The organism is Amycolatopsis sp. NPDC102522, from assembly GCF_055584485.1.
In genome coordinates this window covers 227,715-242,175 of the sequence record NZ_JBVJLY010000008.1, presented here as the reverse complement: position 1 = coordinate 242,175, position 14,461 = coordinate 227,715, and the positions used below count along the sequence as shown (strand labels likewise).

Sequence of the window (14,461 nt, the reverse complement as noted above, 5' to 3'; positions counted from 1 at the left end):
AAATCACCCTTTGTTGTCGACGTGAAGTAAAGGCTTGGTCCATTGTGGTGACGCGGGTACCCGGTCATTGACTGTCGGTCACCAATTGATCGATCCGCGCCGCCGCGCCCGCCACGCTCTCCTCGGAGAATGCGTTTTCTCCGAGCGCCTCGACGATGCCGCCGGTGATCCTGTCGACGTCGGCGCGTTCGGCCTTCGGCAGGGGAGCGCCCGCCGATTCCCGGGAGGCCGCCGCGGCGCCCAGCAGCCGCGCGGCCAGGCGATACGAGCCGGCGGCCGCTTCCGCTCCGGCCAGGCCCTCCAGGCCGAGGGCGATCGCGCGGGGATCCTCGCCGTGACGTGCAATCGCCAAGCCGTCCAGGTGGAGCCGCTTCGCCTTGGCCGCGTCCCCGCGCTGCTCGGCGATGAACCCGAGTTCGGCGAGGATCAGCGTGCTGCCCGCTTCGGACTCCACCCGGCGATGCCAGTCCAGAATGGACAGCAGCCGCCGCTCCGCCTCCTCGAACAGGCCCTGGCGTCGTGCGCCGAGCGCGAGCCCGGTTTCGGCGTAGACCTCGCCGGGTTTGAAGCTGTGCTCGACGGCCAACGTCCTGGCCCGCTCATGGAACTCTTTCGCGCCTTCGAAGTCGCCGGTGAGCAGCGCCGTCCGACCGAGCCAGGACAGTTTGTAGGCCACCTCCGGCCACAGCTCCAGCTCCTCCGCGCGGCGAAGGCTTTCCCGGTGGACTCGGGCGGCGTGCTCGTAGTCCCCGGCGATCGAAGCCAGCATTCCGAGGACGAACGACGCCTGCAGCCAGCCCCAGCGCTCGCCCAGCCCGTCGAAGATCGCGGCGCTCTGGGCGGCGATCCGGCCGCCGCCGGTGAGATCGCCGCCGGCGATCAGGTGACTCGCCCTGTCGCTCAGCGCGGCGGCGGCACTCCAGTCGTCGCCGATTTCGCGGGCGGTTTCCAGCGCGCCGAGTGTGAGCTTCTCCGCTCGGCACAGGTCGCCGATCGTGGACCACGCGTACCCGAGGAACCACAGCATCCGGGCCCGCGCCACGGGATCGGTGATGCCCCATAAGGCTTCCTCCGCCGCGCCCTCGGTGCAGGTGCCGTCGAGCACGGCGATACCGGCGCACCAGCCGAGGGCCTGCGCGTGCTCGTCTCCGGTGGTGATCTCGGTGTCGAGCACGAGGTTCAGCGAGCGCCGGGCCTCGGTGAGCCGCCCGCGGAGGAACCAGAACCAGGTCGTCGCGTTCACCAGCCGCAGCGCGAGCCGGTGCTCGCCTTGGCGCAACAGTGTTTCCAGCGCGCGCCTGGTGTTGGCGCCTTCGGCGTCGAGCCTGTCGAGCCAGCGCCGCTGCTCCTTGCCGCGCAACCCGGCGTCGCCGCGTTCGGCGAGTTCGACGTGGAAACGGGCGTGCCTCAGGTGCAGGTCTTCGAGTTCGCCAGCCTGTTCGGCGTGTTCGAGGGCGTACGCCGAAACGGACTCCAGCAGCCGGAACCGCGACTCGCCGTACCTGCCCGGCTTGCTGACCACCAGCGACCGGTCGATGAGCCGGGACAGCAGGTCCAAGACGTCGGCCGAGGCGATCCCGCCGCCCGCGCAGACCGACTCGGCCGCGTCCAGCCCGCAGCCCTCGGCGTGGACGGCGAGCCTGCGCAGCACGATCTGCTCGGGCTCGCTGAGCAGGCTCCAACTCCAGTCGATCATCGCGCGGAGGGTCAGCTGACGTCGTGGTCCGCCCCGCCTGCCCGCGGACAGGAGGCCGAACCTGTCGTCGAGGCGGGCGAGGAGTTCGTGCACGCCGAGCGTCCGAACCCGGGTGGCGGCGAGTTCGAGCGCGAGCGGGATGCCGTCGAGCGTGCGGCAGATCCGGGCGACCACGGCCGCGTTCTCGGCGTCCAGCGCGAACCCTGGAGCAGCCGCCGCGGCCCGGGCGGCGAACAGCCGGACCGCGCTCGATTCCCGTACGGCGGCGAAATCCGCCTGCTCGGGAAGTTCGAGCGGCGGAACCGCCCAGACCTGCTCACCGGGCAGGCCGAGCGCCTCCTGGCTGGTGGCGAGCACACGCAGACGAGGCGCCGCCGCGAGCAGCCGCTCCACCAGCGCCGCTACCGGTTCGACGACCTGCTCACAGTTGTCCAGGACGAGCAGGATCTCCTTGTCGCGCAAGGCATCTGCCAGCGACCGCGTCAGCGTCTTGGCCGAAGTGGCCTCCTCGCGGAGATCCAGCACGGCCGTCAGGACGACGGCGACCAGATCCTCCGGCGGGCACGTCGGGCACTCGACGTTGTCCAGGCCCGCCAGCTCGACCAGCCAAGGGCCGTCCGCCATCGCGAGCTTCGACGCGGCCTCGATGGCGAGCCTGGTCTTGCCCACCCCGCCGGGGCCGGTGAGGGTGACCAACCGCGCGTCGGTGACCAGCGCTCCGACCTCCTTGACCGCCGTCGTGCGGCCGATCAGCTCGGTCAGCGACTCCGGCAGGTTGCCGCGCACCGGCTCGGCGGCGCGGACGGGTTCGAGATCCGGGCTCCGGGTGAGCACAGCCTGGTGGAGGGCCGCGAGCTCCGGCCCCGGCTCGAGACCGGACTCGTCACGGAGGAGGGCCCGCAGCTCGGCGTAGGTTTCGAGCGCTTCACTGTGCCGCCCGGCGGCGTACAACGCACGCATGAGCAGGCCGCGGAGCCGCTCCCTGAGCGGATGCCGGGAGACCAGACCGGCCAGTTCTCCGGTGAGGACGCCGTGTTCGCCGAGAGCCAGCCGGGCTTCGGCGCGCTCCTCCTCGGCGAGCAGCCTTTCCTCCTCCAGCCGCTGCGCGGCGGCCACGGCGAAGGGTTCGTCCTCGAATCCGGCATACGCGGGCCCTCGCCACAACGCCAGCGCGTCCGCCAGCAGTGCGGCGCGAGCGCGCGGATCGACTATGACCCGGGCACGGGAGGTGAGCGCGCGGAACCGGTGGACGTCCAGATCACCGGGCTCGACGGCGAGGACGTACCCGGCGGGTTGATGCGTCACGATCTCCCGTGCGCCCGGCTCGGCCCGCTCGAGGGCGCGCCGCAGCTGGGAGACCTTGGTCTGCAGGGTGTTCCCCGGGTTGCCCGGCGGATGCTCGCCCCACAGATCGTCCGTCAGCGACGCCACCGACGCGGCCCTGCCCTCCCGGCTCAGCAGCCCGGCCAGCAGGAGACGGACCTTCGCCTCGGGCACGACGACGGGCTCGCCCGCGGTCGTCCACGCGGCGAGTGGTCCCAGCAGTCCGAAACGCACGAAACCGACGTTAGCGCGGACCACCGACAAGATCGTGCGCACCGTGCGTGACGCCGTGCGCGGACCCGCAGCGATCCGTGCGCGGGCGGCGTCACGGTGGTCCCATGAGCGAACACGGCAAGACCCCGGTGACGGTACTGGGGCTGGGCGCGATGGGAACCGCGCTCGTGGAGGCACTACTGGCCGCGGGGCATCCGGTCACCGTGTGGAACCGGACCGCGAGCCGCGCCGAGAGCGTGGCGGCAAAGGGAGCCACGGTCGCGGCGACCGTGTCCGAGGCTCTCGCGGCGAACGAGATCGTGATCGCCTGCCTGCTCGACTACGACTCGGTGCACGAGGTCCTGGACCCGGTCGCGGCCGGGCTCGCGGGACGGCAGCTGATCAACCTGACCAACGGCACCCCCGGCCAGGCACGCGAAATGGGCGCCTGGGCCGAGGAATCGGGTGCGGAGTACCTGGACGGCGGCATCATGGCCGTCCCGCCGATGATCGGCACCCCCGCGTCGTTCATCTTCTACAGCGGCTCGGGCACCGTCCTGGGCCGTGCCCGGACGGCACTCGACACCTTCGGCGGCGTCAACTACCTCGGCGCGGACCCCGGGCTGGCGCCACTGCACGACCTCGCGCTGCTCAGCGGGATGTACGGGCACTTCATCGGCGTCATCCAGGCCTACGCCCTGGTCGGCTCGGCCGGGGTCAAGGCAAGGGAGTTCGCTCCGCTGCTTCGCGGCTGGATGGATGCCATGAGCGGCTTCCTGGAGCGCGCGGCCGAGCAGATCGACGACGGCGACTACGTGACCGACGTCGTGTCGAACATCGGGATGCAGGCCGCAGGCTACCCGAACCTCGCGAAAGCCGCGGCGGAACAAGGCGTCAGCGCCGAACTGCTCGCCCCGCTGCAGCCGCTGATGGACAAGCGGGTCGCGGCCGGGTACGGCGCCGAAGACCTGATCGGCGTCATCGAACTCCTCAAGAAGTAAGGAAAATACAATGATCACACTGATCGGGCTCGGCCCGATGGGACAGGCCATGGTCCGGGTACTCCTGGAGAACGGCCACGGAGTGACCGTCTGGAACCGCACCGCCGCCCGCGCGGACGGTGTTGTCGCCGCTGGTGCCGTGCGCGCCGAGACTCCGGCGGACGCGGTGTCGGCTTCGGACCTGGTGCTGCTGAGCCTCACCGACTACGCGGCGATGTACGACATCCTCGGCAAGGCCGAGGAAACGTTGGCGGGCAAGGTGATCGTCAACCTCAGCTCGGACACCCCGGAGAAGACCCGCGAAGCCGCCGAATGGGTCGAGGCCCGCGGCGCGAAGTTCATCGCCGGCGGCGTGATGGTGCCGGCCGAGCTGGTGGGCAAGGACGAGGCGTACGTCTTCTACAGCGGTCCTGCCGACGTGTTCGAGAAGCACCGCGACACCCTGGCGCTGATCGGGCGCGCGGACTTCCTCGGCGAGGACGTCCGGCTGGCGCAGCTGTTCTACCAGGCGCAGCTGGACATCTTCCTGAACTCGCTCTCGGCGTTCATGCACGCGAGCGCGCTGGTGCGTTCGGCCGGGGTCCCGTTGGAGAAGTTCGTCCCGTATGCCAAGGACAACTACGCGATGATGGGCTTCTACCTGGAAGCCGCGGTCGAGCAGATCGAGAAGGGCGACCACCCCGGAGACGAGGCCGACGTGATCATGATGGGCGCGAGCGCCGACCACATCGTGCAGGCGAGCCGGGACGCCGGGATCGACGTGGCCCTGCCGGAGGCGGTCAAGTCGCACTACGACCGGGCGATCGCCGCGGGACACGGGCGCAGCTCGTGGACCAGCCTCTTCGAGATCATCAAGGCGGACCGCAAGTAGGCGACCGGCCTCGTGAGTGGCTGGGACGGTTCTAACCGTCTTTACCACTCACGAGGCCCTGGTCTTGGCGCGATTCGGCGAAGTAGCGAGGGTTGCGAAAGTGGCTTTCGCAACCATTCGCCCACGGCCCCTACGAACCCGAAGCGCCGCATTCAGCCGACCAAATGCGACGGGTGACTTGTGAGTGTCAAGGCTGGTTCTAACCCTCACCACTCACGACACCCAGTATCTCCAGGAAGGCCTTCGCCGCCGGAGTGACCGTGAAGCGGTTCCAGACGAGGTGTTCGATCCGCGCGGGCGCGTCCGTCACCGGCACGGTGACCACGCCGGTCAGGTTCGGCACGTACTTCGACGGTAGCAGCGCCACCCCCAGGCCCTGGTGGATGAGCCGCGCCATGAAGTCGGCGGCCGTCACCTCGAAGGCCACCTCCCGGGACACCTTCGCCGCGGCGAAGGCCTGATCCGTCTGGGCTCGTCCCGCCGACCCGACAGGGAAGTCCACGAACACCTCCGACGAGAGTCGCTTTAAGTCCACTGAGGACTCCCCGGCGAGTGGATGACCGGGCGCGACGACGGCGATCAGATCGTCACGCCCCAGTTCACGGGTACCGACGCCCTCCGGCCGGTCGGACACCGGCAGGCCGAGGAACGCGACCTCGATCGCACCGTCCTTGACCTGCTCCACCAGCAGTCCGCTCGCCCCGACCCGCAGCCCGATCCGGACGTGCGGATACCGGTGGCGGAACGTCTGCAGCGCGGCCGGGACGTCGATCGCCGCGACGGTCGGGATGACACCGACGGTGAGCCGCCCGCGGATCTCGCCGACGGCCGCGGCGACCTCCGAACCCGCCCGTTCGGCGGCGTCGAGGCACTGGCGGGCCGCGGGCAGGAAGGCCTCGCCCGCGGCGGTGAGCCGCACCCGCCGGCTCGTGCGGTCGAACAGCCGGGCGCCGAGTTCCCGTTCCAGCCGCGCGATCTGGTGACTCAGCGCCGACTGCACGACGAGACACCGTTCCGCGGCGCGCGTGAAGCTGTTCGTCTCCGCCACCGCCACGACGTACCGCATCTGCTGAAGCTCCATGGATCCATCTTGAATCACGATGGATCAAGTGACAAACATGTGTTGGACTCATCGATCCTCGGCGCCGAAGCTGAGAAGCGTGAAAACACTGACGACCACACCACTCGCCGCCGGGCTCACCGGCACCGCGATGACCGCGTTCGCTCCCGTGGTCTGGGGAACGACCTATGTGGTCACCACCGAACTCCTCCCGCCGGGACACCCGCTGTTCGCCGGGCTCATGCGCGCCCTGCCCGCGGGCCTGATCGCACTGGCCATCACCCGCACCCTCCCGCGCGGGACCTGGTGGCTGAAGGCCGCCGCGCTCGGCGTCCTCAACATCGGGATGTTCTTCCCGCTGCTGTTCCTCGCCGCCGAGCGGCTGCCCGGCGGGGTCGCCGCCACCCTCGGCGCCGCCCAGCCGCTCCTGGTCGCGATCCTCGCCGTGGCCGTGCTGCGGCAGAGCCCGTCCGCGTGGCGGTTCGCCTGGGGGATCGTCGGGATCGTGGGGGTCGGGCTGGTCGTGATCGGACCCGCGGCCGGTTTCGACCTCGTCGGCGTCCTCGCCGGACTCGGGGGCGCCGCGACCATGGCACTCGGCGTCACGCTCACCAAACGGTGGGGACGCCCGGCCGACGTCGGGCCGACGGCGTTCGCCTCGTGGCAGCTCACCGCGGGCGGACTGTTCCTGCTGCCGGTGACCTTCCTGTTCGAAGGCGCGCCGCCCGCGATCGACCTGAACGCGGGACTCGGCTACCTCTGGCTCGGCCTGATCGGTGGCCTGCTCGCGTACGTCCTGTGGTTCCGCGGAATCACGTCCCTGCCGGTCACCTCGGTCGCCGTCCTCGGCCTGCTCTCGCCGATGGTCGCCGCGATACTCGGCGCCGTGCTGCTCGGCCAGTCGCTCGGCTTGATCCAGCTCGCCGGTTTCGCCCTCGCCCTGGCCTCGATCGTCGCGGGCCAGATCACCCCGAAGGCCAAGAAGGAAAGTGTCGTCCGATGAAGATCGCCGTTGTCGGAGCGTCGGGCATGACAGGCTCCCGTGTCGTCACCGAGGCCGTCGCCCGCGGCCACCACGTCACCGCCGTCTTCCGCCGCACCCCACCGGAATCGCCGCATCCGGACGTCGACATCGTGCGCGGCGACGTCACCGACATCGGCCGGATGAGCGCCGTCTTCGGGGGAGTCGACGCCGTCGTGGGCGCGACAAGACCGGCGCCCGGCGCGGAAGACACCGTCGCCGCCACCGTCACGGCCCTGCTCGACGCCGCGGCCGGCACGCGCGTCCTGGTCGTCGGTGGTGCCGGGCCGTTGCGCTCGCCGTCCGGCGGGCTCGTCATCGACGACCCGGCGTTCGTGCCGACGGCGTGGCGGACCATCGCCTCGGCCAGCACGGCACAGCTCCAGGCCTGCGAGGCGCACGCGGGCGACTGGGTGTACCTCAGCCCGGCCGCGATGCTCGAACCCGGCGTCCGGACCGGCGCCTACCGGCGGGGGACGACGACCATCCTTGCCGCGGACGACGGATCGTCCCGGATCTCGGCGGAGGACCTCGCCGTCGCCATCGTGGACGAACTCGAGAATCCGGGCCGGGACAGGCACTTCACCGTCGGATACTGAACCCGTACCGGACGCCGGTGCGGTTCTCGGAGATCTCCCACAGCCGTCGGGCGGTGTGCGGGTCGGTGGCGTCGCGGGCGGGCCGGAGCAGCACCGGGTCGCCGAACATCCCGGTGCGGCCGCCCGGCCCGAAGAACTGGCCGCCTTCGACCGCCGGCGCGGTCGCCGCGTGCAGCTGGCTCGACGCGCCCCGCTCGGCGGGCTGCGCCACCAGCGCGTTGCCGATCCGCAGCAGCAGCCCGCCGATCCCGCCCGCGCTGGAGGACGGCAGGTTCGTCGAAGCGAAGCCGGGATGTGCCACCACACTCGCCACCGGCATCTCGTCCGCGCGGAGCAGGCGGTCCAGCTCGAGTCCGAAAAGGACGTTGGCGAGCTTGGACTGCCGGTAGGCCTTGAGCGGCCGGTACGACCGCTCGCCGTCAAGATCGTCGAAGTCGATGATCCCGTGGCGGTACGCCTCCGAGCTGACAGTCACCACCCGGGCGCCGGTACCGCGCCGCAGCAGCGGCAGCAGCCGTCCCGTGAGCGCGAAATGGCCGAGGTGGTTGACCCCGAAGTGCGACTCGAAGCCTTGCGCCGTCAAGGAACGCGACGCCATCCCGATCCCGGCGTTGTTGACCAGCAGGTCGATCGGCGCATCGCGACGGAGGAGCTTGTCGGCGAACTCCCGCACGGACTCGAGATCCGCCAGGTCCAGCCGCAGCACCTCGAGTTCGCCGGTGGCCTCGGCACGCAGCCGATCGCGAGCCGCCAGGACCCTGCGCTCGTCGCGCGAAGCCATGACGACGGAAACGCCGCGAGCCGCCAGCGCCCGGCAGGTCTCGTACCCGAGTCCGCTGTTGGCGCCCGTGACGACCGCCGTCAGGCCCGTCATCGCAGCCGCCAAAAAGGTTCGGGAGGGTCGCCCGGTGAGGGTGTCTCCGGGCTTCGTTCGGCTTCGATCTGGATCTCGATGTTGGTCTTGTGCGCGATCGGATCCCAGATCTCCTCGATCGGCGCCAGCAAGGATTGGCTCACGCCGCGGCTGCGGGCTCGTACTGCGTACCAAGCGAACCCGGCCAGGAAGAGGGGAAGGCTGAGAAACGCCGCCACGGGTGCCAAGAACTCCATGCCCAGGACGATACAGTAACGTCGTGTTTCTGGAAACGTACTGTTACTGAATGGTGGGGTCACGGAATGGGCGGGCGATGATCAGGCTGACGCGGGCCGAGCAGCAGCAACGCACCCACGACCACCTGCTCGACGCCGGGCGTCAGGTCTTCCTGCGGCGCGGTTTCCTGGCGGCGACGGTCGAGGAGATCGCGGCCGACGCCGGTTACACCCGTGGTGCCGTCTACAAGCACTTCGGCGGCAAGGAAGGGTTGTGGCTCGCGATCATCGGGGCCGACGCGGACGGTCATCTCCAGGATTTGCGGGAAGCTCTCGCCCGGGCCACCAGCCGTGAAGAGGTGATCGCCGCACTGAATCCCGCCGACGTGGCGGACAAGGACGCGGCGAAGTGGAGCGCGGCGGCCGCGGAAGTGCTCGCCGCGACGGCGCAGCAGCCGGAAACCGCCGCCCTGATCGCCGCCATCCAGCGACGTCACGACGACGAGGTGGCGGCCCTGCTCGCCGAGCACTCCCGGCGTCTGGGCCTCGAACCCGCGATGCCGCTGGATCAGGCCGTCGTCATGCTGGGCGCCTTGGGGATCGGGCTCGCCCTGCGTCAGACGGTCGCCCCCGCGCCGGATCCCGCCGCCATCCTCACCCACGTGCTGGAAACCGTGTTCCCGCCCGAGGCAACGTAAGGGACTGGACGGACGTACTCCCGGTGTAGATCAGGGGGAGGGTTCGATGCACACGTATCCGTTGCAAGAAGGCGAAGAAGTGTTGTGGACCGGAGCGCCACTGCGCCCGCGAAAATGGTTTCCGGAATACACGCAGATGATCGAGGTGGTCGGGGCGATCGTCGTCCTCTCCGCCCTTTGGGGCAGTAGGCCGACCTGGGCCCTGTTCGTCGGCCTGTTCGCCGGCTTCCTGGCCTTTCTCTATCAGCGTATGACCGACCGGCGATCGAGGGAACTCGCCCTCTCGTACCTGGTCACCACCCAGCGGATCATCTTCGTCACGAACTGGCAGGCCGGTGCGGAATTCCGGTGGGTCTGGTTCCAGTATCTCCAGCACTCGCCTTCGGTGAAGGTGAACGAGACGGGCGTCGGCACGGTCACCTACGGCAGTGCCTGGGGCCGCTCGCGGGTCAGGGCCAACGAACTTCGCGGCGCGTGGGCGCCGCCGGTACTGGAACTGCGGGCGATCCCCGACGCCCGGCGTGTGGCGGATCTCATCGAGCAGGCGCGAAACCGGCTGATCGCCACCTACACTCGGTCGCCGTGATCCATTCCTTCACCACCGCCGATCTCGTCGACGAACACGGCGACCGGTTACGCGTCTGCGACACCCAGTTCCGCCAGTTCGGTGGGCACCGGAAATTCTCGGGCCCGATCCGGACGGTCTCCTGTCACGAGGACAACGGCCTGGTCAAGAAGCTGCTGGCCACCCCAGGCGAAGGCGGCGTCCTGGTGGTCGACGGCGGCGGTTCCCTGCACAGCGCGCTCACCGGCGACATGATCGCGAAATCCGCCGTCGACAACGGCTGGGCGGGTGTGGTCGTCCACGGCGCGGTACGCGACAGCGCCGAGCTCGCCGGACTCCCGCTCGGCGTGAAGGCGCTCGGCACCAACCCGCGCAAGAGTTCCAAGGCGGGCGTCGGCGCTGTCGACGTCCCGGTCGGTTTCGGGGGCGTGACCTTCACTCCCGGCGACACGCTCTACTCCGATGACGACGGTGTCGTGATCCTTCCCGCGACCACCGCCTGAACCGGCTCAGACGACGATGACCCGGCGCCCGCGGGTGTGCCCGGCGTGGCTGTCGGCGTGCGCCGCCGCGGCGTCGGTGAGTGAATAGGACTTCTCGACCGGGATGTGCAGCTTTCCCCGCGAGATGAGGTCGACGGCCTCGGCCAGCGCGTCCGGCACGCTCCCGGCGACGCCGGAGAACCGGACGCCGAACTCGGGGGCGCCGAGATCGGCGATGGAGATCACCTTGTCCGGGTCCCCGGTCAGCTCGACCAGTTCGCCGATCACGCCTGACCCCGCCAGGTCGAGAGCCACGTCGACCTGGCCGAGCTGCCGGACCCGTTCCACCCAGCCCTCGCCGTAGGTCGTGGCGATCGCGCCCAGACCGCGCAAGTAGTCCTGGTTCGAGGCGCCCGCCGTGCCGATCACCGTGATGCCGCGTTCGCGGGCGATCTGCAGTACCGCCGATCCGACTCCGCCGGACGCGCCGCTGACCAGCAGCGTCCGGCCGGGCCGCGCGCCGACTTCGCGGATGAGGCGCAGCGCGGTCTCGACCACGGAGGGGTAGCCGGCCGCCTCCTCGAACGTCAGCCCCTCGGGCATCCGGGCCCAGGCCGTCAGCAACGCGAACTCGGCATAGGTGTTCGAACCCTCACCGAACACCCGATCGCCGACCTCGACATCGGTGACGCCCTCGCCGACCTCGTCCACCACTCCGGCGGCGTCGATGCCCACGCCGGACGGCAGCGCGGTCGGATGGGCGCCCAGGACCTGGCCTTCGCGGACCCGCCAGTCGACGGGGTTCACTCCCGCCGCGCTCACCGCGATGCGCACCTGACCAGGCCCCGCGTGAGGGTCTTCGGCGTCGACCAGCCGCAGGACTTCCGGACCGCCGAACTCGGTGAAGATCACTTGTTTCATACGATCCACCGTAGCACTAACGGTTAGCGTTTTGGAACTGTTGTTGTTTTGCATCTGCTAGCGTCTCCGCATGACCGTGCCGACCGGGCGTCGCGAGCGGAAGAAGGCCGCGACCCGCCAGAAGATCGCCGACACCGCCCTGCGGCTCTTCCTGGAACGCGGGTACGACGAGGTGGGCATCCGTGAGGTGGCCGCGGAGGCCGACGTCGCCGTCACCACGCTCTTCTCCCACTTCGCTTCGAAAGAAGCCTTGGTGTTCGGGCAGGACGCGGACTTCGAGCAAGGTCTCACGCGGGCGGTCGCCGAAAGGGCTCCGCACGAGCCGCTCATCCCCGCGCTGCGTCGTGAGATCCACGCGATGGTGCGGCATTGCACGGCGGACGGCGTCGCCCCGATCTGGCGCATGATCGACGGATCGCCCGTGCTGCGGGAGTACGAAGACTCGATGAGACTGCGCCACGCGGAGTCGCTGGCGGCGGCCATCGCCGCCGATCCCGGACTGCCGCAGTCGGCGATGGCCTGCCGAACGATCGCGAGGTTTGTGATCGACGCCTATTCGCTGGGCCGGGAGGCGGCCGATCCGGAGGCCGCGGTGGACGAGATCTTCGGGATGATCGAGGCGGCCTGGGACGCTGCCCAGCAGCAAGCCGTCAGTTCTTCGGGCTGAGGCAGAGTTCCCTGGCCGACCCCGGCTCGAGGTCGTAGACGACCGGGTTGCCGTGCTCGTGGCCGGTCACGACCTTGCAGTCCGCGGCGACTTCGGACCGAAGGTGCGCGATCACCGTGTAATTGGCCGCCTCGTCCGAACAGCGGACCCGGACGGCGCTGCTGCTGAACTCGCTGTCGCTCTTGGCGTTCTCGTCGACCGAGAGGCAATCCCCGGGCTGCGCGGCGAACACGCCGGAATCGGTTTCGGTGCCGCCACCGGTGGCGAGTGCCACGGTCACCGCGATCCCGCCGACACTGACGATGAGAGCGGCGGCCGCGACACCGAAGATCAGGCTCGTCTTCGGGACCTTCTTCGGCGGCGTGACGGGGTGTTGCTGCCAGATCGGTGGCTGCTGCGAAGAGGTCACGTCACCAGGCTCGGCGATGTCGATGAAATTCCGATGACACCGGTCACTTGCGGGCGACGAGCCGTTCCACCAGCCCGAGTTTGAACCGCTCCCGGCGTTCCACGGTCAAGCCGAGGTCGCCGATCTTGTCGAGCGGGCGCCGGAGGAAGTGCTCGCCGGCCATCGGCACGGTGACCTTTTCGGTGAGCCATTGCAGGCCGCGGACCACGCGCGACGAACTCGCGATGTGGTCGAGCAGAATGAGTCTGCCGCCAGGCCGCAGCACCCGCGCCATCTCCCGCAACGCCTTGCCGTCGTCGGGGATGGCGCAGAGTCCGAGGGTGCAGACCACGGTGTCGAACGAACCGTTGTCGAAGGACAGGTCGTGGGCGTCGGCCTGCCGCAGCGTCACCGGGTGGCCGAGGCGTTCGGCGCGGCCGCGGGCGATGGCGAGCATGCCGTCACTGAGGTCGATACCGGTGAGCGTGACGCTGTCGGGATAGAGCGGCAGGTTCAGTCCGGTGCCGACGGCGACCTCGAGGACGTCGCCGGTGGCCTGACCGCAGGCCCACGCCCGGGAATCGCCGAAGAGCTTCCGGTCGAGGAACTGCATCTCCCGGTCGTAGTTCTGGGATTTGCCGTCCCAGTACCGGTTCCATCGCGCTGTCCGGGTCATGGTGTTCCTTTCAGCAGCAGTGCTCGCCGCGCCAGGCCTCGCGGCCCTCCTTGATCGCGACGGCGGCGATGACGAGCGCGACCAGCGGATCCGCCCAGTACCAGCCGAAGAGGCTGTTGAGCAGCAACCCGACGAGCAGCACACCGGAAAGGTAGGTGCAGAGCAAGGTCTGCTTCGAATCGGCGACAGCGCTCGCGGAGCCGAGTTCCCGTCCGGCGCGACGCTGGGCGTGGGACAGGAAAGGCATCACCAGCAAGGAGAGCGCCGCCAGCACGATGCCGACGGTGGAGTGTTCGGCGGGGTCGGCGCCGAACAGGGTGCGTACCGATTCGACGGAGACATAGGCGGCCAGTGCGAAGAAGGACACCGCGATGACCCTGAGCGCGGTGCGCTCACGGGCTTCGGGGTCCTTGCCGGAGAACTGCCAGGCCACAGCCGTGGCCGACGCGACTTCGATGACCGAGTCGAGGCCGAAGCCGATCAGCGCGGTCGAGGAGGCGATGGTGCCCGCGGAGATGGCGACGACCGCTTCGATGACGTTGTAGGTGATCGTCGCGGAGACCAGGAGCCGGACCCGGCGCGACAGCACGGCGCGGCGATCCGGGTCCATCGTGGACTTCGGGGCGCAGCAGCCGTCCGCGCAGGAACTGCTCTCCACGCTCATCGGAGCACCTTGAGTTCGGCATCGTCCACACAGGGCTCGGCGGTGTCGACGGCGAGCACGACCTGAACCAGTTCCCGCAGCGCGCGGGCCAGATGCGCGTCTGCCAGCGCGTAGCGGACCTGCCTGCCTTCGTAGGTGGCGACGACCAATCCGCAGCCCCGCAGGCAGGCAAGGTGATTGGACACATTGGAGCGGCTCAGGCCGAGCTGCCCGGCCAGCTGACCGGGGTAGCTCACTCCGTCGAGCAGAGCGACCAAGATCCGGCACCGGTTCGGGTCGGCGAGGGCACGACCCAGCCGGGCGAGCGCGGCACCTTGGGTCTCACATGTCAGCACGGACAGGACAGTACAGCCGTCGCTGACATATCAGCAAGGGCTGGACATTGAGCCGAGCGCATCGAGGGGGAGCGGTCGCCTGGGGTCACTGACACGACGGAGTGTCCCGGCGCGACCCTCCGTTCGGTAGCGGTTTGTCAAGCCATCGTCGAACAAGGACGCCGAGGTGACCCGAAAGGACGTTGCCCGGCC

Annotated in this window: 17 protein-coding genes; 8 read left to right on the top strand and 9 right to left on the bottom strand. The window is 69.7% G+C overall.

What is annotated here, in order from left to right:
* Window positions 1-64 precede the first annotated feature (64 nt).
* Window positions 65-3,253, bottom strand: coding sequence for an AfsR/SARP family transcriptional regulator (locus ACZ6YV_RS21195; protein ID WP_465511241.1), 3,189 nt, complete (start codon window positions 3,251-3,253; stop codon window positions 65-67).
* A 104-nt stretch (window positions 3,254-3,357) separates the two neighbouring features.
* Between ACZ6YV_RS21195 and ACZ6YV_RS21190 the strand changes: the two genes are divergently transcribed.
* Together ACZ6YV_RS21190 and ACZ6YV_RS21185 are read left to right on the top strand one after the other, a co-directional pair.
* A complete protein-coding gene (locus ACZ6YV_RS21190) occupies window positions 3,358-4,233 on the top strand; it encodes an NAD(P)-dependent oxidoreductase (RefSeq protein WP_465511240.1) in 876 nt (291 codons plus the stop codon).
* A 10-nt stretch (window positions 4,234-4,243) separates the two neighbouring features.
* Entirely contained in the window at window positions 4,244-5,104 is an 861-nt protein-coding gene (locus ACZ6YV_RS21185; RefSeq protein ID WP_465511239.1) for an NAD(P)-dependent oxidoreductase, read from the top strand.
* 199 nt (window positions 5,105-5,303) lie between these two features.
* Here the strand turns inward: ACZ6YV_RS21185 and ACZ6YV_RS21180 are convergent, their stop codons facing one another.
* Window positions 5,304-6,185, bottom strand: coding sequence for a LysR family transcriptional regulator (locus tag ACZ6YV_RS21180; RefSeq protein WP_465511238.1), 882 nt, complete (start codon window positions 6,183-6,185; stop codon window positions 5,304-5,306).
* A gap of 79 nt (window positions 6,186-6,264) precedes the next feature.
* On the opposite strand from ACZ6YV_RS21180, the gene ACZ6YV_RS21175 reads away from it, so the two are divergent.
* Both ACZ6YV_RS21175 and ACZ6YV_RS21170 read left to right on the top strand, forming a co-directional pair.
* Window positions 6,265-7,167, top strand: coding sequence for an EamA family transporter (locus ACZ6YV_RS21175; protein ID WP_465511237.1), 903 nt, complete (start codon window positions 6,265-6,267; stop codon window positions 7,165-7,167).
* The gene (locus ACZ6YV_RS21170) at window positions 7,164-7,784 is read left to right on the top strand and encodes an NAD(P)-dependent oxidoreductase (protein ID WP_465511236.1); all 621 of its coding nucleotides are present in this window, start codon (window positions 7,164-7,166) and stop codon (window positions 7,782-7,784) included. The genes ACZ6YV_RS21175 and ACZ6YV_RS21170 overlap by 4 nt, the downstream gene beginning before the upstream one ends.
* Here the strand turns inward: ACZ6YV_RS21170 and ACZ6YV_RS21165 are convergent.
* Window positions 7,768-8,658 carry an oxidoreductase gene (locus ACZ6YV_RS21165; RefSeq protein ID WP_465511235.1) on the bottom strand — a complete coding sequence of 297 codons (891 nt, stop codon included), beginning with the start codon at window positions 8,656-8,658 and terminating at the stop codon, window positions 7,768-7,770. The two genes, ACZ6YV_RS21170 and ACZ6YV_RS21165, sit on opposite strands and share 17 nt — an antisense overlap.
* Complete coding sequence (locus ACZ6YV_RS21160) at window positions 8,655-8,894, bottom strand: hypothetical protein (protein ID WP_465511234.1); 240 nt, start codon at window positions 8,892-8,894, stop codon at window positions 8,655-8,657. Before ACZ6YV_RS21160 ends, ACZ6YV_RS21165 begins: the two co-directional genes overlap by 4 nt.
* A 77-nt stretch (window positions 8,895-8,971) precedes the next feature.
* On the opposite strand from ACZ6YV_RS21160, the gene ACZ6YV_RS21155 reads away from it, so the two are divergent.
* Genes ACZ6YV_RS21155 through rraA form a run of 3 tightly spaced genes read left to right on the top strand, consistent with a single transcriptional unit; the run spans window position 8,972 to window position 10,639 of the window.
* Window positions 8,972-9,571 (top strand): TetR/AcrR family transcriptional regulator, encoded by a 600-nt coding sequence (locus ACZ6YV_RS21155; protein ID WP_465511233.1) that lies wholly within the window; start codon window positions 8,972-8,974, stop codon window positions 9,569-9,571.
* Between the two features lie 46 nt (window positions 9,572-9,617).
* Window positions 9,618-10,157, top strand: a complete 540-nt coding sequence (locus ACZ6YV_RS21150; protein WP_465511232.1) for a hypothetical protein — start codon at window positions 9,618-9,620, stop codon at window positions 10,155-10,157.
* On the top strand, window positions 10,154-10,639 hold the full coding sequence (gene rraA / locus ACZ6YV_RS21145) for a ribonuclease E activity regulator RraA (protein ID WP_465511231.1): 486 nt from the start codon (window positions 10,154-10,156) through the stop codon (window positions 10,637-10,639). The genes ACZ6YV_RS21150 and rraA overlap by 4 nt, the downstream gene beginning before the upstream one ends.
* Window positions 10,640-10,645: 6 nt before the next feature.
* Here the strand turns inward: rraA and ACZ6YV_RS21140 are convergent, their stop codons facing one another.
* The gene (locus ACZ6YV_RS21140) at window positions 10,646-11,539 is read right to left on the bottom strand and encodes an NADP-dependent oxidoreductase (RefSeq protein WP_465511230.1); all 894 of its coding nucleotides are present in this window, start codon (window positions 11,537-11,539) and stop codon (window positions 10,646-10,648) included.
* 70 nt (window positions 11,540-11,609) lie between these two features.
* On the opposite strand from ACZ6YV_RS21140, the gene ACZ6YV_RS21135 reads away from it, so the two are divergent.
* On the top strand, window positions 11,610-12,206 hold the full coding sequence (locus ACZ6YV_RS21135) for a TetR/AcrR family transcriptional regulator (RefSeq protein ID WP_465511229.1): 597 nt from the start codon (window positions 11,610-11,612) through the stop codon (window positions 12,204-12,206).
* Here ACZ6YV_RS21135 and ACZ6YV_RS21130 read toward each other — a convergent pair.
* From ACZ6YV_RS21130 to cmtR, 4 genes are read right to left on the bottom strand one after another with little or no spacing between them, the layout of a single operon-like run.
* Entirely contained in the window at window positions 12,190-12,615 is a 426-nt protein-coding gene (locus ACZ6YV_RS21130; RefSeq protein WP_465511228.1) for an LppU/SCO3897 family protein, read from the bottom strand. The two genes, ACZ6YV_RS21135 and ACZ6YV_RS21130, sit on opposite strands and share 17 nt — an antisense overlap.
* Before the next feature lie 43 nt (window positions 12,616-12,658).
* Window positions 12,659-13,270: a class I SAM-dependent methyltransferase gene (locus tag ACZ6YV_RS21125; protein WP_465511227.1), complete on the bottom strand. Its 612-nt coding sequence runs from the start codon at window positions 13,268-13,270 to the stop codon at window positions 12,659-12,661.
* Window positions 13,271-13,280: 10 nt separating this feature from the next.
* The gene (locus ACZ6YV_RS21120; RefSeq protein ID WP_465511226.1) at window positions 13,281-13,934 is read right to left on the bottom strand and encodes a cation efflux transmembrane domain-containing protein; all 654 of its coding nucleotides are present in this window, start codon (window positions 13,932-13,934) and stop codon (window positions 13,281-13,283) included.
* On the bottom strand, window positions 13,931-14,269 hold the full coding sequence (cmtR, locus tag ACZ6YV_RS21115; protein WP_465511225.1) for a Cd(II)/Pb(II)-sensing metalloregulatory transcriptional regulator CmtR: 339 nt from the start codon (window positions 14,267-14,269) through the stop codon (window positions 13,931-13,933). The genes ACZ6YV_RS21120 and cmtR overlap by 4 nt, the downstream gene beginning before the upstream one ends.
* Between the last annotated feature and the right edge of the window lie 192 nt (window positions 14,270-14,461).